At 36.6% G+C, this 20,961-nt stretch carries 23 protein-coding genes; 22 read left to right on the plus strand and 1 reads right to left on the minus strand.

All coding sequences use genetic code 11. The features are described from left to right. Positions 1-124: 124 nt before the first annotated feature. The 12 genes from BAQ48_RS22645 (at position 125) to BAQ48_RS22700 (ending at position 10,332) form a co-directional block, all read left to right on the plus strand. A complete protein-coding gene (locus BAQ48_RS22645) occupies positions 125-391 on the plus strand; it encodes an IreB family regulatory phosphoprotein (RefSeq protein ID WP_000348590.1) in 267 nt (88 codons plus the stop codon). A 3-nt stretch (positions 392-394) separates the two neighbouring features. Further along, positions 395-808, plus strand: a complete 414-nt coding sequence (gene ruvX, locus BAQ48_RS22650) for a Holliday junction resolvase RuvX (RefSeq protein ID WP_001221202.1) — start codon at positions 395-397, stop codon at positions 806-808. Between the two features lie 12 nt (positions 809-820). Continuing rightward, complete coding sequence (locus tag BAQ48_RS22655; protein WP_000392246.1) at positions 821-1,099, plus strand: DUF1292 domain-containing protein; 279 nt, start codon at positions 821-823, stop codon at positions 1,097-1,099. A gap of 217 nt (positions 1,100-1,316) precedes the next feature. Further along, entirely contained in the window at positions 1,317-2,387 is a 1,071-nt protein-coding gene (gene mltG, locus BAQ48_RS22660) for an endolytic transglycosylase MltG (RefSeq protein WP_071712927.1), read from the plus strand. A 203-nt stretch (positions 2,388-2,590) separates the two neighbouring features. Beyond that, positions 2,591-3,232 carry an O-methyltransferase gene (locus tag BAQ48_RS22665; protein ID WP_000389100.1) on the plus strand — a complete coding sequence of 214 codons (642 nt, stop codon included), beginning with the start codon at positions 2,591-2,593 and terminating at the stop codon, positions 3,230-3,232. Between the two features lie 7 nt (positions 3,233-3,239). After that, a complete protein-coding gene (locus tag BAQ48_RS22670; protein ID WP_071712928.1) occupies positions 3,240-4,169 on the plus strand; it encodes a peptidase U32 family protein in 930 nt (309 codons plus the stop codon). Positions 4,170-4,187: 18 nt separating this feature from the next. Further along, positions 4,188-5,468, plus strand: coding sequence for a peptidase U32 family protein (locus tag BAQ48_RS22675; protein ID WP_000217969.1), 1,281 nt, complete (start codon positions 4,188-4,190; stop codon positions 5,466-5,468). 17 nt (positions 5,469-5,485) lie between these two features. Next, positions 5,486-6,124 carry a uridine kinase gene (udk, locus tag BAQ48_RS22680; protein WP_000537081.1) on the plus strand — a complete coding sequence of 213 codons (639 nt, stop codon included), beginning with the start codon at positions 5,486-5,488 and terminating at the stop codon, positions 6,122-6,124. A gap of 277 nt (positions 6,125-6,401) precedes the next feature. Then, on the plus strand, positions 6,402-6,878 hold the full coding sequence (greA, locus tag BAQ48_RS22685) for a transcription elongation factor GreA (RefSeq protein ID WP_000179964.1): 477 nt from the start codon (positions 6,402-6,404) through the stop codon (positions 6,876-6,878). A gap of 159 nt (positions 6,879-7,037) precedes the next feature. Then, a complete protein-coding gene (locus BAQ48_RS22690; protein ID WP_071712929.1) occupies positions 7,038-7,718 on the plus strand; it encodes a hypothetical protein in 681 nt (226 codons plus the stop codon). A gap of 86 nt (positions 7,719-7,804) precedes the next feature. Continuing rightward, positions 7,805-9,559: a peptidoglycan D,D-transpeptidase FtsI family protein gene (locus BAQ48_RS22695; protein WP_071712930.1), complete on the plus strand. Its 1,755-nt coding sequence runs from the start codon at positions 7,805-7,807 to the stop codon at positions 9,557-9,559. 116 nt (positions 9,560-9,675) lie between these two features. Beyond that, entirely contained in the window at positions 9,676-10,332 is a 657-nt protein-coding gene (locus tag BAQ48_RS22700) for a YrrS family protein (protein WP_071712931.1), read from the plus strand. Positions 10,333-10,367: 35 nt separating this feature from the next. Here BAQ48_RS22700 and BAQ48_RS22705 read toward each other — a convergent pair whose 3' ends face one another. Further along, positions 10,368-10,583, minus strand: coding sequence for a YrzA family protein (locus BAQ48_RS22705; RefSeq protein WP_000010984.1), 216 nt, complete (start codon positions 10,581-10,583; stop codon positions 10,368-10,370). Positions 10,584-10,719: 136 nt separating this feature from the next. Here BAQ48_RS22705 and BAQ48_RS22710 point away from each other — a divergent pair, with 136 nt between their 5' ends. The 10 genes from BAQ48_RS22710 to BAQ48_RS22760 all read left to right on the plus strand — a co-directional run bounded on the left by BAQ48_RS22710 (position 10,720) and on the right by BAQ48_RS22760 (position 20,733). Next, the gene (locus tag BAQ48_RS22710) at positions 10,720-11,358 is read left to right on the plus strand and encodes a class I SAM-dependent DNA methyltransferase (RefSeq protein WP_071712932.1); all 639 of its coding nucleotides are present in this window, start codon (positions 10,720-10,722) and stop codon (positions 11,356-11,358) included. Positions 11,359-11,372: 14 nt separating this feature from the next. Next, positions 11,373-12,068 (plus strand): 5'-methylthioadenosine/S-adenosylhomocysteine nucleosidase, encoded by a 696-nt coding sequence (mtnN, locus tag BAQ48_RS22715; protein WP_071712933.1) that lies wholly within the window; start codon positions 11,373-11,375, stop codon positions 12,066-12,068. 82 nt (positions 12,069-12,150) lie between these two features. After that, positions 12,151-13,074 (plus strand): O-acetylserine dependent cystathionine beta-synthase, encoded by a 924-nt coding sequence (locus tag BAQ48_RS22720; protein WP_001103872.1) that lies wholly within the window; start codon positions 12,151-12,153, stop codon positions 13,072-13,074. A gap of 3 nt (positions 13,075-13,077) precedes the next feature. Beyond that, positions 13,078-14,211: a bifunctional cystathionine gamma-lyase/homocysteine desulfhydrase gene (locus BAQ48_RS22725; protein ID WP_071712934.1), complete on the plus strand. Its 1,134-nt coding sequence runs from the start codon at positions 13,078-13,080 to the stop codon at positions 14,209-14,211. Positions 14,212-14,469: 258 nt separating this feature from the next. Then, the gene (gene adhE / locus BAQ48_RS22730) at positions 14,470-17,073 is read left to right on the plus strand and encodes a bifunctional acetaldehyde-CoA/alcohol dehydrogenase (protein WP_071712935.1); all 2,604 of its coding nucleotides are present in this window, start codon (positions 14,470-14,472) and stop codon (positions 17,071-17,073) included. Between the two features lie 126 nt (positions 17,074-17,199). Further along, the gene (locus BAQ48_RS22735) at positions 17,200-17,427 is read left to right on the plus strand and encodes a YrhC family protein (protein WP_071712936.1); all 228 of its coding nucleotides are present in this window, start codon (positions 17,200-17,202) and stop codon (positions 17,425-17,427) included. A gap of 157 nt (positions 17,428-17,584) precedes the next feature. Beyond that, on the plus strand, positions 17,585-18,532 hold the full coding sequence (locus BAQ48_RS22745) for an ABC transporter substrate-binding protein (protein ID WP_071712938.1): 948 nt from the start codon (positions 17,585-17,587) through the stop codon (positions 18,530-18,532). Positions 18,533-18,537: 5 nt separating this feature from the next. After that, entirely contained in the window at positions 18,538-19,566 is a 1,029-nt protein-coding gene (locus BAQ48_RS22750) for a FecCD family ABC transporter permease (RefSeq protein WP_071712939.1), read from the plus strand. After that, positions 19,553-20,371, plus strand: a complete 819-nt coding sequence (locus BAQ48_RS22755; RefSeq protein ID WP_071712940.1) for an ABC transporter ATP-binding protein — start codon at positions 19,553-19,555, stop codon at positions 20,369-20,371. The genes BAQ48_RS22750 and BAQ48_RS22755 overlap by 14 nt, the downstream gene beginning before the upstream one ends. After that, positions 20,338-20,733 (plus strand): ankyrin repeat domain-containing protein, encoded by a 396-nt coding sequence (locus tag BAQ48_RS22760; RefSeq protein WP_071712941.1) that lies wholly within the window; start codon positions 20,338-20,340, stop codon positions 20,731-20,733. The genes BAQ48_RS22755 and BAQ48_RS22760 overlap by 34 nt, the downstream gene beginning before the upstream one ends. The last annotated feature ends 228 nt before the right edge of the window (positions 20,734-20,961 follow it).

Consider the following 20,961-nt stretch of genomic DNA (forward strand, 5'->3'; position numbering starts at 1 on the left):
GAAGCTTTAGCATTTGTACAAGAGTACGTTAAATCTGTTTCAAAATAAAGAGATAGTAGTGTACAATGGTAGGGAGAGGAGAAGTTCTTCTCCCTATACTTACTATATAAGTGAGGTGCTTGAAATGGACGGTTTTGATAAAACAATGAAGTTTAGCATTCAAGATGAAAAACAGAGTGTCCATGTAAACGATGTACTTTTAACTGTGTATGATGCACTTCAAGAAAAAGGTTATAATCCGATTAACCAAATCGTCGGTTATTTATTAAGTGGAGATCCAGCATACATACCTCGCCATAAAGATGCTCGAAGCATCATTCGCAAGCTTGAGCGTGATGAGTTAATCGAAGAGCTTGTGAAGTCTTACTTGAAACATCATCGTGAGGAGTAGTTTATGCGGATATTAGGTTTAGATGTAGGTACAAAAACAGTCGGAGTTGCAATGAGCGACGAAATGGGCTGGACTGCACAAGGACTGGAAACAATCAAGATTAACGAAGAACGAGGTCACTTTGGTTTTGACCGTATTTCTGAGTTAGTAAAGCAGTACAATGTGGACAAAATAGTAGTAGGTTTACCTAAAAATATGAATGGTACAATTGGCCCACGTGGTGAAGCGTGCCAGCAATTTGCAGAAAACCTACGAGAGCTGTTACAATTAGACGTTGTAATGTGGGACGAGCGTTTGTCAACGATGGCAGCGGAACGTCTGCTCATTTCAGCTGATGTAAGCCGTAAGAAGCGAAAGCAAGTAATCGATAAGATGGCTGCAGTCGTAATCTTACAAGGATTTTTAGATAGTAAATAAGAGGTGACCAAAATGGAAGAAAATCAAATTACAATTGTAGACGAAAAAGGTAACGAACATTTATGTGAAATTATTTTCACTTTTGATGCTGAAAAATTTGGCAAAAAATCATACGTAGTCTTCTCTCCAATCGGTGAAGTAGACGAAGATGGAGATCAAATTTATGATGCAATGGCTTATGAGCAAAATGAAGAAGAGGGCGGAAGTTTACTTCCAATCGAATCTGAAGAAGAGTGGGAAATGGTACAAGAAATGTTCAACACTCTAGCTGATGAGCAAGAAGCTGAATAATAAGTACTGAAAAGGTGGACGATATATCGTCCATCTTTTTTTATATGTAAAATGAAAGATTTTTTGTCGAAACTGCGTAATCCTTTGTAGTATAATGAGACGGATTGTAGAAAAATAAAGTATCTGTCAAAAATGATAGGTAAGTTTATTGTGATTTTTCATCGTGTTGTATAGAAAGATGTACATATGGCCTACAATTGAATAAGGAGGAAGAGTTTTGGTAGAGAATCAAGTGAAAAAGAAGCGTAGACGCATTTTTTTATTTTCGATTATTGCACTGCTTTTAGTTTGTGGTTCAGTCTATGCGTATATTTCATCGGCATTAGGACCAGTTGATAGCGGGAATAAAAAAGAGATTGAAGTAGAAATTCCAAAGGGATCATCTACTAGTAAGATTGGTGAGATTTTAGAAGAAAAAGGTGCTGTGAAAAACGGTACAGTTTTTAGTTTTTATACAAAGGCTAAATCAAAAAATTTACAAGCTGGTACATATTTGTTGAATCCTTCAATGAGTGTTACAGATGTTATTGAACAAATGTCATCTGGTAATGTACATCGTCCAGCTCTTTATAAAGTGACGATAAAAGAAGGGGCGCAAGTAACTGAAATTGCAGAAGCGGTTGCAAGCGAATTAAAGTGGAATAAAGATGATGTTGTACGTCAATTAAACGATAAAGCATTTATTCAAAAAATGCAGCAAAAGTATCCGAAGTTATTAACGGATAAAATCTTTGATAGCAATATTAAATACCCGTTAGAAGGGTATTTATACCCTGCGACATATTCTTTCTATAAGAAAGATACGACGCTAGAAGAAGTTGTAATTCCGATGCTTGAGAAAACGAATGCAATCATTGTTCAAAACGAGGAGAAAATGAAAGCGAAGAACTGGGATGTTCATCAGCTTTTAACATTATCTTCCCTTATTGAGGAAGAGGCAACTGGTTTTACAGATCGTCAAAAGATATCCAGTGTGTTCTATAATCGTTTAGCAAAAGGGATGCCGCTTCAAACGGATCCAACGGTATTATACGCACTTGGAAAGCATAAGCAACGTGTATTATACGAAGATTTAAAAGTAAACTCACCGTACAATACGTATGTTGTGAAAGGATTGCCAGTGGGACCAATTGCAAACTCTGGTAAACATTCAGTAGAAGCAGCATTAGAACCGGCGCAAACAGATTATTATTATTTCTTAGCTGCACCAAGTGGTGAAGTGTATTATGCGAAAACGTTAGAAGAGCATAATGCATTAAAGCAAAAATATATTACGAAAAAACAGTGAAATGGGGAGGGATAGCGAAAAAGGTCGCACATCCCTCTTTTTTGTGGTAAAATATATCGGGTTAAAAACTGGCAGAAGAATCGTTTTTAATATCAAAACGGGACGTACAAGCTAAGGGTGAAGCTGGCTTGTATTTTTATTGCATTCTATGTGTGAAAAGACGTCATAGAGGCACTTCTCCATGTAAATAAGGAGGACCATTTATGGAGGATGCAGTTAACGAGTACCTATTATCATTTATTGATCCGAAAGATAAATTAATTCTGGAAATGGAAGAATATGCAACAGAAAATCATGTGCCGATTATGGATCGACTTGGAATGGAATTTATGCTGCAATTTTTACGTTTAATTGGACCGAAAAGCATTTTAGAGCTTGGTACGGCAATTGGCTATTCTAGTATTCGTATGATGCAAGCTATTCCAAATTCACGTATTGTGACAGTTGAGCGCAATCGTGAACGATATGAAAAAGCACTTGAATATATAGAGCGTTCCCCAGTAAAAGAACGTATTTCAGTTATATACGGTGATGCGTTAGAAACGGGCGAACAAGTAAAAGAACACGGAACATTTGACGTTATTTTTATTGATGCAGCAAAAGGACAATATCGTCGCTTTTTTGACTTATATGAACCGTTATTAAATCCTGGTGGCGTAATTATTTCAGATAATGTTATGTATCATGGACTTGTAACGACTAAAGAGAAGATTGAAAACAGACGTACACGTGGTTTAATCCGTCGTATTAAGACGTACAATGAATGGCTTATGAACCATGAAGGATATGATACAACGATTTTCCCAATTGGTGATGGAGTAGCTGTTAGTAAAAAGAGAGGGTGACCAAGGTATGAAGAAACCTGAATTGTTAGTAACGCCAAAAACATTGGCGGATATCGAACCTCTTGCGAAAGCAGGGGCAGATGCGGTAATGATCGGTGAGCAAAAGTTTGGTTTACGTTTAGCAGGGGAATTTGCACGTGAAGACGTAAAACAAGCTGTTCATATTGCGCATGAAAATGGTGTGAAAGTATACGTAGCAATGAATGCTATGTTCCACAACGATAAAGTAGAAGAGTTAACAGATTATGTTGCATTTTTAAACGAAGTAAATGTAGATGCGATTGTTTTCGGAGATCCAGCGGTATTAATGGCCGTTCGCGAAGTAGCACCAAATATGCAGTTGCACTGGAATACAGAAACGACAGCAACAAACTGGTTTACTTGTAACTACTGGGGACAAAGAGGAGCAAAACGTGCTGTATTAGCTCGTGAGCTTAGCTTAGATGAAATTGTTGAATTAAAAGAAAATGCTGAAGTGGAGCTTGAAGTACAAATTCACGGTATGACTTGCATGTTCCAATCGAAGCGTTCACTAGTAGGAAACTACTTTGAGTATCAAGGACGTAATCTTGACATTGAAAAGAAAAAATATGAAGAGAATATGTTCTTATATGATCCAGAGCGTAACAATAAATATCCAATTTATGAAGATGAAAATGGTACTCATATTATGAGCCCAAATGATATTTGTTTCATCGATGAATTAGAAGAACTAATCGATGGTGAAGTAGATAGCTTTAAAATCGACGGTGTACTAAAAAGTTCTGAATACATTATCGAAGTAACGAAAAAATATCGTAAAGCAATTGATTTATGTGTAGAAGATCGTGATGCGTATTATGACGTGAAAGACGACTTATATAAAGAGATAGAAGAAATGCAACCAGTAAATCGTCCGTTAGATACAGGATTCTTCTTTAAAGAAACGGTTTACTAAACGAGGAGGGTGTAGGACATGACTGTACAAGAAATTTCACGAGTGATCGATGGCAAACGCGTTATTGTGAAGAAACCTGAACTGTTAATCCCCGCGGGTAATTTAGAAAAATTAAAAGTAGCTATCCATTACGGGGCAGATGCTGTATATTTAGGTGGACAAGAATTTGGTCTTCGTTCGAATGCAGGTAACTTTACGCTGGAAGAAATGGCAGAAGGCGTTGAATTTGCAAAGAAATATGGAGCAAAAATATATGTAACGACAAATATCTTTGCACATAATGAGAATATGGACGGGCTAGAGGAATATTTAAAAGGGATTGAAAAAGCTGGCGTAACGGGAATTATCGTTGCCGATCCGCTTATTATTGAGACGTGTAAACGTGTAGCGCCTTCTGTTGAGGTGCATTTAAGTACACAGCAATCACTATCCAACTGGAAAGCAGCACAGTATTGGAAAGAAGAAGGTTTACATCGTCTTGTATTAGCTCGTGAAGCAAGCTATGAAGAAATGAAAGAAATTAAAGAAAAAGTGGATATTGAAATTGAAGCATTCGTCCATGGTGCAATGTGTATCGCTTATTCAGGAAGATGTACATTAAGTAACCATATGACAGCGCGTGACTCTAACCGTGGTGGTTGTTGTCAGTCTTGTCGCTGGGACTACGATTTAGTTCAAACAGTATCACAACATAAAGATGCAAAAGAGCTGCCTCTATTCCAAGAAGAAGATGCTCATTTTGCAATGAGTCCAAAAGATTTAAATTTAATTTTATCAATACCGAAAATGATTGAAATTGGAATTGATAGCTTAAAGGTTGAAGGACGTATGAAATCAATCCATTACGTAGCGACTGTAGCAACTGTATATCGCAAAGTAATTGATGCGTATTGTGCGGATCCAGATAACTTTGAGTTTAAACAAGAATGGTTAGATGAGCTTGATAAATGTGCAAACCGTGATACAGCTCCTGCATTCTTTGAAGGGGTTCCAGGACATCAAGAGCAAATGTTTGGAAATCATAGTAAGAAAACAACGTATGATTTTGCTGGTTTAGTGTTAGATTATAATGAAGAAACGGGCATCGTAACGATTGAGCAACGTAATCATTTCAAACCAGGACATGAAGTGGAGTTCTTTGGACCAGAAATAGAAAACTTTACGCAAACGGTGGAGAAAATTTGGGATGAGGATGGAAACGAATTAGATGCAGCGAGACATCCGTTGCAAATCGTGAAATTCAAAGTGGATCAACCAGTGTATGTGAATAATATGATGCGCAAAAGCATACTTCAATAAGAAAGAGTGATAGTCGAATGGGGACGAATAAGCCTGTTGTAATTGGAATTGCTGGTGGTTCGGGATCAGGTAAAACGAGTGTAACGAAAGCGATTTTTGACCATTTTAAAGGTCATTCTATTTTAATCTTAGAGCAAGATTATTATTACAAAGATCAAAGCCATTTACCAATGGAAGAGCGTTTAAAAACAAATTATGATCATCCGCTTGCGTTTGATAATGATCTGTTAATTGAACATTTGCAGCAGTTGCTTGCATATGAGCAAATTGATAAGCCTGTATATGACTATACATTGCATACGCGTTCAGAAGAAGTCATTCCAGTTGAGCCGAAAGATGTAATCATTTTAGAAGGAATTCTTATTTTAGAAGACCCACGTCTTTGTGAGTTAATGGACATTAAGCTATTTGTTGATACAGATGCGGACCTTCGTATCTTACGCCGCATGCAGCGCGACATTAAAGAGCGTGGTCGTACGATGGATTCAGTTATTGATCAATACGTAAATGTTGTACGTCCAATGCACAATCAATTTATTGAGCCTTCTAAGAAATTTGCGGATATTATTATTCCTGAAGGTGGACAAAACCACGTTGCAATTGATATTATGGTGACAAAAATTGCAACAATTCTTGAACAAAAAGTAAATTTGTAATAGCATAGTAAAAGATATACGATAGGAAGGGATTTTTTCCCTTCCTATCGAATACAATGAAACATGCAACCTCATCTATATATAGGTGAGGGCATATTTATATCAACTTTCCATACATATCTTCTTTATATAAAGAAGAATTGGAAATACGGGGTTGTATGTGACAACTCCGCTAGTGCAGGCGTGCTAGAAACCTCCGCTCTACATATAAGCGGGGGAGTTTTCATATGGAACTCCTCTTTTTTCGGGGGATTGGTATATAAAAGGAGTGGAAAATATGGCAACAGAAAAAACATACCCTATGACGCAAGAGGGTAAGCAAAAGCTAGAGAACGAACTTGAGGATTTAAAAACGGTAAAACGTAAAGAGGTTGTAGAGCGCATTAAGATTGCACGTAGCTTCGGAGATCTTTCTGAGAACTCTGAGTACGATGCGGCGAAAGATGAGCAAGCGTTCGTAGAAGGACGTATTACACAATTAGAAAACATGATTCGTAACGCAGTTATCATCACAGATAACGGCGAAGAATCTACTGTTGTTACATTAGGTAAAACAGTAACATTTAAAGAGTTACCAGGTGGAGATGAAGAATCTTACACAATCGTAGGTAGCGCAGAAGCAGACCCATTTGAAGGAAGAATTTCTAACGATTCTCCAATCGCAAAAAGCTTATTAGGTAAGCAAATTGGTGAAAAAGTAGCAATTCAAACACCAGGTGGAGAAATGCAAGTAGAGATTATCTCTGTAAAATAAAAAAAGATTCTCCCTCGGGAGAATCTTTTTTTATTTTATCTGTAGAATGGAAAAATGTATGGACATTCGAATGATTCGACAGGAAATGTCAAAAAAATACTTTAAGCTTTGATATCATAATTAGGGACTATAGGTTTTAATAGGGAAAAGGGGCTAATTATGAAACATAAAATCTTTACAGGGCTGGTTTGTAGTATATCCATATTAGGGCTCGTTGCATGTGGAACGAATGAGGAAACTACATCATCAAAGGGCGAAAAAATAAAGCAAGAAGAAAAAAAGGATACTAGAGCAACTGAGGGTTCAAAAAGCGTAGAAAATCCACAAGATAAAAAGGAATTTGATGATTTTGATGTAGCATATCAATTAGCTATTGTGATGAAAATATTTCAAAATGTAACAATTAAGTATGATTATGCGATTGGGAATCCAGATTATTTATTGCGAGACTCAATGGACCAAAAAACAATAGATGACATGAAGAATATGTTGCAAGAACAGGCGAAGAATAATGATAAAATTTTAAAGGATGAAGTAAATCAAGCATATACATATTTGAAACAATCGAAAGTAAGTAATAAAGATGATATTCAAAAAATAATAGATGCAGAAAATAATTACTTACAAATTGTAGATAAAATGATTGCTTGTATTGATTCTGTAACAGTCGAGAATGCTAAAGAAAAAAGAAGTGAAATGAATAATTTAAGTGAGGAATATTTAAAAGTAGCGGCTAACGTAACCACTACTGTAATTGAAGTTGCCAAAAACACTGGGGTGAATGAAGCAGAATTTAAATCGCTTCTTATGAAATTTCTAGAGCAGCCAAAGAAGCAATAACAGCGTATGTAATATGTATTTTTGTTTTGTAGCTTGTATAAATAAAATGGTACCTCGTCTAAACTACAATAGACGAGGTGTTTTTTATGAAAATAAAACGGAGAATTACAATTGTATTAATTTGTTTTATATGTGTTATGTTTTTATTACTTTGTCGTTTAATTCAAATACAAATTATTGATACAGAATCGTTTACAGATCGCAAGCTTAATTTAATTGAAAAAAGTGTTACGCAACGGACGCAATCTATTACGATAGATGATGGAAGAGGGCGTTTTATATATCAGAACGGTAAGGAAATAGATGAGGAAAAGTATCCGGTATTAATTATTTTTCCATTTTTACAAATAAAAAATGGCATGTTAGAGAAAATTGCGCATATCATTGGTTTGTCGAGACAAGAGATCGAAAATCAAATGAAAGATAAGAAAAATGCCTTTGTATTGCAAAGAGGAACTGGTCCATTTCGATTGACGCAAGAGCACATGGAAAAGGTGAATCAATTAAATGTATTAGGTGTTGTAGCAGCCGAAGTTCGATTAAAGCAAACTGGAGCGATGAATCATTTAATTGGCGATGTGGGAGAGAATGAACAAGAATTTCAAAAGCGATACGGAGAAGTGAAAAAAATTTCAAAGCAAACGCCAATCGGTATTTCTGGATTACAGCAATCATTTGATGAATTTCTATTGACTGATGGAGAGGCAAAAGTATTGTATCAAGTGGATCGACAAGGAGAACCGATTTTTGGAAAACAAGCAAAATATACTTCACCTGGAAATCCATTTTATCCAGTTACGATTCAAACTACGTTACATAAAGAATTGCAGCAAAAAGCAGAAGAGGCAATTGAGGAAAGTGAAATAAAGAAGGGGGGATTAGTATTACTTGATGTAAAGAAGAATGAAATTTTGGCGATGGTCAGTAAACCATCTGTACAGATGAAAGACAAAAATTTATATAAGACTACACTTGAGAATCAAATGTTAACACCACATTTTCCGGGCTCTGTTTTTAAAACAGTAGTTGCAGCAGCAGTGATTGATCAAAATGTGAATGTGTTTAACCGCACATTCAATTGTGATAAAGATTTATATGGTGAAAATCGTCCACAAGTTATGATGGGCACAATTAGTTTTAAAGAGAGCTTTGCTAGAAGCTGTAATAGGACATTTTCAGAGTTAGGTAATGAGCTAATGCAAAAGGATAGGGAGGTGCTAGAAACTTACGTAGCGGCTTTAGGGGGCGCTGAAAAGGTTGGATGGAAAGGTTCAGTGTTTCATACAGCGCATTTTGAGCAAATGCCTGAGGAGAAGGGTGCTACTATTTGGCGGAGTGAAGTAAATAAGAATAGTAATAAAGCGATAGCACAAACAGCAATTGGACAGAAAGATGTACGTATATCACCTTTAGCGATTGCAAATATGATGGCGACGATTGCTAGAAACGGAGAAAAGATGGAAGTGAAAGCTGTTGAGAAAATAGTGTATAAAAATGGAACGGATTTTTTTTCATTTGAAAACCATACATTAAATGGAAAACAGCTTTCGTATGAAACAGTGAAAACATTACAGGAGTTATTAAGGAGTGTTGTAACGGCGGGAAAAGGAACAGGAGCAGCATTCAGGTCGTTACCATTAAGTGTCGCTGGAAAATCTGGGACAGCACAAACAGGAAAGGGAACGAAAGTGAATCGCTGGTTTGCAGGTTATTTTCCATATGAACACCCAAGATATGCTTTAGTTGTCGTTGATATAGAAACTGATAGTAATGTAAATAAAGTTACACCTGTTTTTAAAGATATTGTAGAGGAAATCTATCGATTAGAGAATGAAAAGTAATCTTGCAATTTATAGTAAAATGTTTTCATTTCATGAAAATATTATTGTAAATGTTCAACCTTTCTAGATTTAATGTTACAATAGCAAGTATGAAAAACTGCATGGAGGTTTGAAGAATGGCAGGAGGATCTAGATTCCAACAGAAACAACAAAAACGTCGTCAAAACGGTGTTTTAAATATTGCAATTGCTATTGTGTTACTATTAGTAGCTATTGTAGCATATCAATTGTTTGTTCCTAATACGAAAGAGCAAGCATCTTCTACTGAAAAGAAAGTATCTCAGCAAACAACAAAGAATGAGAAATCTGGAAAATCAGAAGATAAAGAAGATAAAGAAGCTACTAAGAAAAAAGAGCAAGCAGAAGCTAAACAAAAGGCTGAAGAAGAGAAGTTAAAAGCTGAAGAAGAAGAAAAGAAACAAGCTGAAGAAGAAGCTAAATCTAATGAAAAAGTAACAGCTGAAAAAACACAGCCAAAGGCAACAGATGCTTATACGAAATCTTCTTGGAAGCCAGTAGGTACAGAGCAAGGTGCAACACCTGCGATGACGTTTAAAAAAGGTACAGCAGATTGGAATGAGATGAATCAAGCGATTTCAGCTGCAATTGATGTTCCGGTAGAGCAATTAGTTATTCATAGAATCGGAAATAACGGTAAAAATAAAGCTTACGGCAACGTACAAGATAAGCAATCAGGTAAAAAATATTATGTAAATATTGATTGGGTAGACAATGAGGGCTGGAAACCAGTACTTGTTCAAACGCTAAACTAAAAAAGAGAAGCTCCTTAGGGGCTTCTTTTTTTTAGTTAGCGTAATTTTTTTAACTTAAAATGAACAACGGCGCTATAATACGGTCTTTTGCTTTCGGGATCCATAACCATTTGATGTGAGATATGATGAACTTCAAGCATAAGTGCTTTATTATTATCGATTTGTTCACTAATTTTTCGTTCTAAAGAAGCCAAGTCTCCCGCTTCAAAAAATTCTACTTTATCTTCTAACATTTCAAAGGTAAATGACATGAAGACGACCCCTCTCCTATGTAATCACCTATAGTGTAACAAAGAAAAGAAGGAAATACCATGTGCATTTCAATTGACATTTTTAGAAAGAGGGCATATTATACTGATAAAACCGATAAGAAAAAGGGGAATTTTTATGGGTACAGAATTTAATGGTTTATTTGATGAGTGGGCTCATACGTACGACTCATTCGTACAAGGTGAAGATATACAATATAAAGAAGTTTTCGCCCGTTATGAGGACATTTTAGAGGATGTAGTTAACAAGTCATTTGGTAATGTATTAGAATTTGGTGTTGGTACTGGCAATTTAACAAATAAATTATTGCTTGCTGGTCGCACAGTTTACGGTATAGAACCGTCACGTGAAATGCGCATGATTGCTAAAGAGAAGTTGCCAAAAGAGTTTTCCATTACAGAAGGTGATTTTCTTTCGTTTGAAGTCCCAAATTCAATTGATACCATAGTAAGCACCTATGCATTTCATCATTTAACAGATGATGAAAAAAATGTAGCGGTTGCGAAGTATAGTCAATTGCTAAACAAAGGTGGTAAAATAGTGTTTGCTGATACGATATTTGCAGATCAAGATGCATATGATAAAACTGTTGAAACAGCAAAACAAAGAGGTTTTCATCAGTTAGCGAACGATTTGCAAACAGAATACTATACACGTATTCCTATCATGCAGTCTATTTTTGAAAACAATGGCTTCCATGTAACGTTTACGAGATTAAATCATTTCGTTTGGGTAATGGAGGCAACTAAGCAATAGAAAGAGGGATTAGATTGAGAATTGCTGTAATTGGAGCAATGGAAGAAGAAGTACGTATTTTACGTGACAAATTAGAACAAGCAGAAACAGAAACGGTTGCAGGTTGTGAATTTACGAAAGGACTATTAGCGGGACATGAAGTAATCTTGTTAAAGTCTGGTATTGGTAAAGTAAATGCAGCGATGTCAACGACAATTTTATTAGAAAAATATAAGCCTGAAAAAGTAATCAATACTGGTTCAGCTGGTGGATTCCATCACTCTCTAAATGTTGGAGATGTCGTTATTTCAACAGAAGTTCGTCACCATGACGTAGACGTAACAGCATTTAACTATGAGTATGGTCAAGTACCAGGAATGCCGCCTGGATTCAAGGCTGATGAGGCATTAGTTGCATTAGCTGAAAAATGCATGCAAACAGAAGAAAATATTCAAGTTGTAAAAGGTATGATTGCAACAGGCGATTCATTTATGAGTGATCCGAACCGTGTTGCAGCCATTCGTGATAAATTTGAAGATCTTTATGCAGTAGAAATGGAAGCAGCAGCTGTTGCACAAGTATGCCACCAATATGAAGTTCCGTTTGTTATCATTCGTGCACTTTCTGATATTGCTGGTAAAGAATCCAATGTTTCATTTGATCAATTTTTAGATCAAGCAGCTCTTCATTCTACAAACTTTATCGTAAAAGTACTAGAAGAGTTAAAGTAATGTAACAAAAAGGCAACTGTCTCATATAAAGAAAATACATACAGTTGCCTTTTCTTTATTGGCAAATAAGGGGGAGAACACGATGAATGTATATCGTGGAGTTCATGAATTAATTGGTCATACACCAATTGTAGAAATTACTCGCTTTTCACTTCCTGAAGGGGTCCGTTTATTTGCAAAGCTTGAATTTTATAACCCAGGCGGAAGCGTTAAGGATCGTTTAGGAAGAGAATTAATCGAAGATGCGCTAGAAAAAGGGCTTGTTACCCAGGGCGGAACAATTATTGAACCGACAGCTGGAAATACTGGTATTGGACTGGCACTCGCAGCGTTACAACATGATTTACGCGTCATTGTTTGTGTACCAGAGAAATTTAGTATCGAAAAACAAGAATTGATGAAAGCACTAGGCGCAACGGTTGTGCATACACCGACTGAGCAAGGAATGACGGGTGCAATTGCAAAAGCAAAAGAATTAGTAAATGAAATACCGAATTCATACTCTCCAAGTCAGTTTGCGAATGAAGCAAACCCTCGTGCTTATTTCAAAACACTAGGTCCTGAACTTTGGTCGGCACTTAACGGAGAGATTAACATATTTGTTGCAGGAGCAGGAACTGGTGGTACATTCATGGGGACTGCATCTTATTTGAAAGAAAAAAATGTAGATATAAAAACCGTTATTGTGGAACCAGAAGGATCCATTTTAAATGGTGGTAAAGCTGGTTCTCATGAAACAGAAGGGATTGGCCTTGAATTCATTCCGCCATTTTTGAAAACATCTTATTTTGATGCAATTCATACAATCTCTGATCGAAATGCCTTTTTACGAGTGAAGGAATTAGCGCAAAAAGAAGGACTGCTTGTTGGAAGCTCTTCAGGAGCAGCATTTCATGCAAGTTTACTTGAAGCAGAGAAAGCAGCGCCAGGTACAAATATTGTAACGATTTTTCCTGACAGTAGTGAGCGCTATTTAAGTAAAGACATATACAAAGGATGGGAATAAAAAATGAGAGCAAAGACAAAGTTAATTCATGGTATTCGCATAGGAGAACCTTCAACTGGATCTGTAAATGTACCGATTTATCAAACGAGTACGTACAAACAAGAAGCAGTTGGTAAGCATCAAGGATATGAATATTCACGTACAGGCAACCCAACACGTGCAGCTTTAGAAGAAATGATTGCTGTATTAGAAAACGGTCATGCTGGTTTTGCATTTGGTTCAGGAATGGCTGCTATTACAGCTACAATTATGTTGTTCTCAAAAGGTGACCACGTTATTTTAACAGATGATGTGTATGGTGGAACGTACCGCGTTATCACGAAAGTATTAAACCGCTTCGGTATTGAGCATACATTTGTAGATACAACAAACTTAGAGGAAGTTGCAGAAGCAATTCGTCCAAATACGAAAGCAGTTTATGTGGAAACACCAACGAACCCATTACTGAAAATTACTGATATTAAAAAAATATCTACTCTTGCGAAAGAGAACGATTTATTAACAATTATTGATAATACATTCATGACGCCATATTGGCAGTCGCCGATTTCTTTAGGAGCAGACATTGTACTTCACAGTGCAACGAAATATTTAGGAGGTCATAGTGACGTAGTTGCAGGTCTAGTAGTTGTAAATAGCCCGCAATTAGCAGAAGACCTTCACTTTGTACAAAACTCAACAGGAGGCATTCTTGGCCCGCAAGATAGCTTCTTACTACTACGTGGTTTAAAAACATTAGGAATTCGTATGGAAGAACATGAAACGAATTCACGCGCAATTGCTGAGTTTTTAAATAACCATCCAAAAGTAAATAAAGTATATTATCCAGGTCTTGAGTCACATCAAAACCATGGCTTAGCAACAGAACAAGCAAATGGATTTGGTGCCATTATCTCATTTGATGTAGATAGCGAAGAAACATTAAATAAAGTACTTGAGAAATTACAATACTTTACACTGGCTGAAAGTTTAGGAGCAGTGGAAAGTTTAATTTCTATCCCATCTCAAATGACACATGCATCAATCCCAGCAGATCGTCGCAAAGAATTAGGAATTACAGATACATTAATTCGAATTTCTGTCGGTATTGAAGACGGCGAAGATTTAATTGAAGATTTAGCACAAGCGTTAGCATAAAAAAAATGCACTGCTAATATAGAGCAGTGCATTTTTTGAATTATTTTGTGAAAAGTTTCACAAAATAGACATACACAAATGAAATGATTTCATGTATATTGAATTCATGAAGTGTTACTCACGAACAAACTTGTGAAAAGCTTCACAAACAATGAAGTTCATGTAGGAAAGCAACTCTATTTTTTTTGCGCTAATCGGGACTAATTATGACCTATAGGGTCTTGTTTAGTCCAGGATAGCAGAATAGGAGGAATTTACATGGTAGTCAAAGAGAAAGTTGTAAATGAAATGCAGGAAGTAAAAGAGATGATTGATACGTTAGTGAATAACGGTCGGAAGGCTTTACAAGCATTAGAAAGTTTTACACAAGAGCAAATTGACAACATTGTTCATGAAATGGCATTAGCAGGTGTTGATCAACATATGCCACTTGCGAAGTTGGCTGTTGAAGAAACAGGTCGTGGTGTATACGAAGATAAATGCATTAAAAATATTTTTGCTACTGAATATATTTGGCATAGCATAAAGAAAGATAAAACAGTAGGGATTATTCACGAAGATCCTCATGAAGAAATAATAGAAATTGCGGAGCCCGTCGGTGTAGTAGCTGGGGTAACGCCAGTAACGAATCCAACATCGACAACAATGTTTAAAGCATTAATCGCGATAAAAACGAGAAATCCGATTATTTTCGCGTTTCATCCTTCAGCACAAAACTGTTCTATTGCAGCGGCGAAAACAGTATATAATGCAGCGGTGAAGGCAGGGGCACCAAAACATTGTATTCAGTGGATTGAGAAACCTTCTGTCGAAGCAACAAAACAATTAATGAATCATGAAGGTGTTGCGCTTGTTTTGGCAACTGGAGGGGCTGGTATGGTGAAATCAGCATATTCTACTGGAAAACCAGCGCTAGGTGTAGGTCCTGGTAATGTACCATGTTATATAGAGAAATCAGCACATATAAAACGAGCTGTTAATGATTTAATTTTATCGAAAACATTTGATAACGGTATGATTTGTGCATCGGAACAAGCGATCATTGTCGATAAAGAAATCTATGATAGTGTGAAAGCAGAAATGATGGAGAACAATTGTTACTTTGTAACAGAAGAAGAGAGAGAAAAATTAGAAAAACTTGTTATTAATGAAAATACATGTGCAGTAAATAGTGATATTGTTGGGAAATCGGCACAGTATATTGCTGAATTAGTAGGAATTACTGTACCTGCAGATACAAAAATACTTGTAGCTGAAATACGAGGCATCGGAGCTGCGTATCCACTATCTCGTGAGAAGCTGAGCCCAGTATTAGCTTGTGTAAAAGCAAACTCATTAGAAGAAGGATTTACATATTGCGAAGAAATGTTGAATCTTGGTGGATTAGGCCATTCAGCAGTCATTCATTCGGCAAACAAAGAAGTGCAAAAACAATTTGGATTACGTATGAAAGCTTGCCGTCTTATTGTAAATGCACCTTCATCACAAGGTGGAATAGGGGATATATATAATGGATTTATTCCATCACTTACGCTTGGCTGTGGTTCCTACGGTAAAAACTCAGTTTCTCAAAACGTAACAGCGACGCATTTATTAAATATAAAAAGGTTGGCAAATAGAAAAAAGAATATGCAGTGGTTCAAATTACCACCAAAAATTTATTTTGAAAAACATGCGACAGCATATTTAGCAAATATGCCTAACATTTCACGTGCATTTATTGTAACGGATCCAGGAATGGTTGAGCACGGATATGTAGATACAGTCGCGCACTATTTACGTAAACATGCAAACGATGTGAAAGTTGAAGTTTTCTTTGAGGTCGAGCCAGATCCATCAGATGAAACAGTGTTTAAAGGTGCGGAAATGATGAGAAGTTTTCAGCCAGATGTAATTATCGCGCTTGGTGGTGGTTCAGCTATGGATGCAGCAAAAGGTATGTGGCTATTCTATGAGCATCCTGAAACAACATTTTATGGCATTAAACAGAAGTTTTTAGATATAAGAAAACGTACATGTAAATATCCGGGATTAGGAAGTAAGGCGCAGTTTGTTGCCATTCCAACAACATCTGGAACAGGATCAGAAGTGACACCGTTTGCGGTTATTACAGATAAGAAAAATAATATAAAGTATCCACTCGCGGATTATGAGTTAACACCAGATGTAGCAATTGTTGACCCGCAATTTGTAATGACAGTACCACCTCATGTAACAGCAGACACTGGGATGGACGTATTAACGCATGCAATCGAGGCGTATGTGTCTGTTCTGGCAAATGACTATACAGATGGATTAGCATTAAAGGCAATTGATCTCGTATTTAAATATTTACCGAGAGCATATAAAGATGGAAATGATGAAGAAGCACGAGAAAAAATGCATAATGCTTCCGCAATCGCAGGGATGGCATTTGCAAATGCTTTCCTTGGTATTAATCACAGTTTAGCACATAAAATTGGACCGGAATTCCATATTCCACACGGACGTGCAAATGCCATTCTTATGCCGCACGTAGTCCGGTATAACGCTATTAAGCCAAGAAAACACGCATTGTTCCCAAAATATGAGCACTTTGTAGCGGATGAACGATATGCTCACATTGCGAGAATGCTGGGGCTTCCAGCAAGCTCAGCGGCAGAAGGTGTGGAATCACTCGTTCAAGCAATTATTGTACTTGGAAAAAGCTTGAATATTAATATGAGTATTGCAGGACAAGGAGTTGATAAAGCGCAATTTGAAGGTGCTGTTGGAGTATTAGCAGAAAGAGCTTTTGAAGATCAATGTACAACTGCGAACCCAAAATTACCGCTCATTTCAGAACTAAGAGAAATTTATATGGAAGCATATAAAGGTGTGTAATAGATATGAAAGAGTCGCAATGAAGCGACTCTTTTTCTTTTGGAAAACATCTCCCTCACTGGCTGTATTTACTTGTCTTTAAGTTTAATAGAATATGATACAGTGAAATGGAGGAGTGAGAATATAATGAAAGAATTACAAGACAAAATAGAAGATTACACAAGGTTTGGACAAATCCTTCTCGCTGTAAGTACATTGTTAATGGTTGGCTTATTGATTCCAAATGGAGCAAAAGAAACCATACAATCTTTCGTTATGATGGGGAGCATCGTTATATTTTTAAGTTCATCATTCTTTTTCTTTCAGCGTGTGAAAGTGATGCGAGACGAGTTAGAGGGAAACGAATGTGAATAATATTAATAAATAGAGCGTTACAAAAAGAAGGAATCTTTTTTGTAACGCTTTTTGTTTTTTCTAGAAACTGTATGCGTTTTATATTGACAATGATAATCCTTATCAATTAAAGTAGAATAGTAGTTAATGATTATCATTATCAATTAGAGGTGAAAGAATGAAAAAATCTATTACGCTATTCACAGCGATTTTATCTATTTTTTTCTTATTAATAGGTTGCAGTGCAAAAGGAGACGAAAAAGCATCTGCAACAAAAACAGAAAAAGGAAAAGAGAAAATCGAAGTTACCGACCTGTCAGGAAGAAAGGTAACATTCGATAAAGTACCAGAGAGTTTTGCAACATTAAGTATGGGAGATATGGATATTATTCATGCTTTAGGCGGAAAAATAGTAGGTCGTCCGGATGCAAAAATAACTCTTCCAGAGGATATAAAGAAAGTACAAGTAATCGGGAATGCACATCAGCCGAATTTTGAGCAAATTGCTAGTTTAAAGCCTGACGTACTTATTGCTAACAATGGGTTCCAAAAGAATGTTCCAACGGTTGAAGGACAAGGAACGAAAGTAATGATTTCTTCTGCGAATTCTGTACAAGATATTCAAAAGAATATTGAACTATACGGAACGATAATGAAGAAAGAAGATAAATCAAAAGAACTTAACCAAAAAATTAATGATCAAATGAAGAAATATGAGAAAAGGAGCGATGTGAAAGCATTGCTAGTGTATGGAGCACCAGGTACTTATTTAGCAGCATTACCAACATCTTTATCAGGTGATATTTTAGAAAAAACAGGCGGGAAAAATATTGCTGCTGATTTTCCAGAAATGAAGGAATATCCGCAATATGCGCAGCTAAGTGTAGAACGCATTATTGAGGCGAATCCTGATGTAATTTATTTAATTACACATGGGGATCCAAATAGTGTGAAAAAGGCATTCGAAGGCGAAATGATGAAAAATGAGGCGTGGAAAAATTTAGACGCAGTAAAACAAAATCGTGTAGTTATTTTGCCACCTGATTTATTTGGATCTAATCCTGGAACAAAAGTTACAGAAGCGATGGAATTTATGTATAAAAGTATACAAGATGTAAGGAAATGATAAGTATGGAAAGCAGTGAAGTAGTAAGGGAAAAGGAACATCCTTTTGCGAAAAAAAGATGGATCATAGCAGTTACTTTATTTGTATTAACGATTTTAGGTCTTTTTTACGGCCTTTTCGCAGGAAGTTTATCCTTCTCTTTACGAGATATTCTGGTAGGGATGCAAGATGAAAGTTCGACAGTTCATCGAATTGTATGGGACCTTCGTATACCGAGAGTGCTCGTTGGATTTATAGTAGGAACATGTTTAGCGGCATCCGGTGCATTATTGCAAGGGATAATGAGAAACCCTCTTGCAGACCCTGGTATTATAGGGGTTTCATCTGGAGCTGGTCTTGTAGCAATTGTAATTATGATTCTATTTCCACAGCATATGGCCTTTTTACCGCTAGGAGCATTTTTAGGAGCTTTCATCACAGCGATGATTATTTATGCTTTATCATGGCAAAAAGGGGCACCGCCTTCAAGAATTGTCTTAGTAGGTGTGTCAATTAATGCATTAATTGGTGCAGCAACGTCAGCGTTAATGTTAATACATAGTGACAAAGTACAATCCGTGTTACCGTGGTTAGCGGGTGGCATTGGTGGCGTGAGCTGGGCACATTTAAACATGATTATTTATTATGCAATATTCGCTATTATATTGGCCTTCTTTGGTATTAAACATATTCGGGTATTAATGCTTGGAGATGAAATGGCGAAATTATTAGGTTATAACGTGGAAAGAAGTCGGTTTTATTTAATAGTAGTAAGTACATTATTAGCTGGAATTGCGGTTAGTGTTTCTGGACTTATTGGATTTGTCGGCCTTGTTGTACCGCATATGCTACGTTTATTAGTCGGAAATGATTATAGATATTTGCTACCATTGTCATGTCTTGGTGGTGGGATATTACTTGTTTTCGCAGATGCGATAGCTCGAAGTTGGTTCGATCCAATCGAATTGCCTGTTGGTATTTTATTATCTTTCTTGGGCGGTCCGTTCTTCTTATATTTAATTCATAGAGGAGGCAAACAACGTGATTTCCGTTGAAAAAGTATTTTACGCACATTCCGAAAGATTTCAAATGCAAAATATGAATGTACATATTAAAGTTGGTGAAATCGTTAGTTTAATTGGACCGAATGGCTCGGGGAAATCTACTTTGCTTCGTTTAATGGCAAGACTACTTAAACAAAGCGAAGGGGATATCATTTTAGATGGAAAAAGTATTCATACGATGAAAAGTGCCGATGTAGCGAAGCAATTAGCGATGTTACCACAAATGCATGATCATCAATTAGATTTAACAGTGAAAGAACTAATTGAATTCGGAAGAGGTCCCCATAAATCATGGAGTAGCCGCTTAAATAAAGAAGATGAAGAAATTGTTGATTGGGCATTGTCTGTTACAAATCTTGAAGGGTATGAATATCGCCTTTTACAATCTTTATCGGGAGGAGAAAGACAACGTGCCTGGATTGCAATGACACTAGCACAACGTACAAATGTCTTATTATTGGATGAGCCAACAACCTTTTTAGATATCGTTCATCAGTTAGAAGTAATGGAACTTGTGAAACGATTAAATGAGGAGTTTGGGATGACAATTATAATGGTTTTACATGATATTAACCAAGCGGCTCAATATAGCGATCGCTTACTCGTATTAAAGCGAGGGAAACTTCAGTATGACGGTGTACCAGAAGAAGTACTATGTCATGAAATGTTTCAACGTGTATTTGGCATAGATGTAGATATTTTTCAAGGAAGCGACAAGCCATTTTTTACACCGAAACGGATCTCTAAAAAAGGAGGAGTAAGATGCGAACCGAAGAACGTATTACCACTGAGTTAGTAAGGGAATTTGTTATGGCAGCTCACGGAGATTTAGAGAAAGTACAAGAATTGTTGGTTGAATCGCCAAGCTTACTGCATGCCGCTTACAATTGGGGCGGATCAGATTGGGAAAGTGCGTTAGGAGCAGCGGCACATGTAGGTCATAAAGATATTGCTCTTTATTTACTAGAAAAGGGTGCTCGAATGGATATTTTTGCAGCAGCTATGCTGGGAGAATTAGAAGTTGTACAAGCTATTTTAGTAGCACAACCAGAAGCATTACGTGCATCTGGTCCACATGGTATTTCCCTTCTTCAGCATGCACGAATGGGTGGAGAAAAAGCACAGCGTGTATTTGACTACTTAACAGTGCTCTTTTAATGACCACAAAAGTTCTTATGTGCGGTAAACTTTTCACTTTCATATAATTGGAAAGTTTACCGCCCGTTAGAACGGGATAAGTATCTAGTGTATTTGAAAATCCTACACCCCCCTCAATTGTAGTTTTCTTTATGCTAGTTATGATATGGATGCAGTAGATAATATTTGTCTACTGCTTTTTTTATTTTTCTTAAAGAATGAATATTCTGCACTTTGTGGCTGATTCAT

It is taken from the genome of Bacillus luti, from assembly GCF_001884105.1.
Lineage (GTDB): Bacteria > Bacillota > Bacilli > Bacillales > Bacillaceae_G > Bacillus_A > Bacillus_A luti.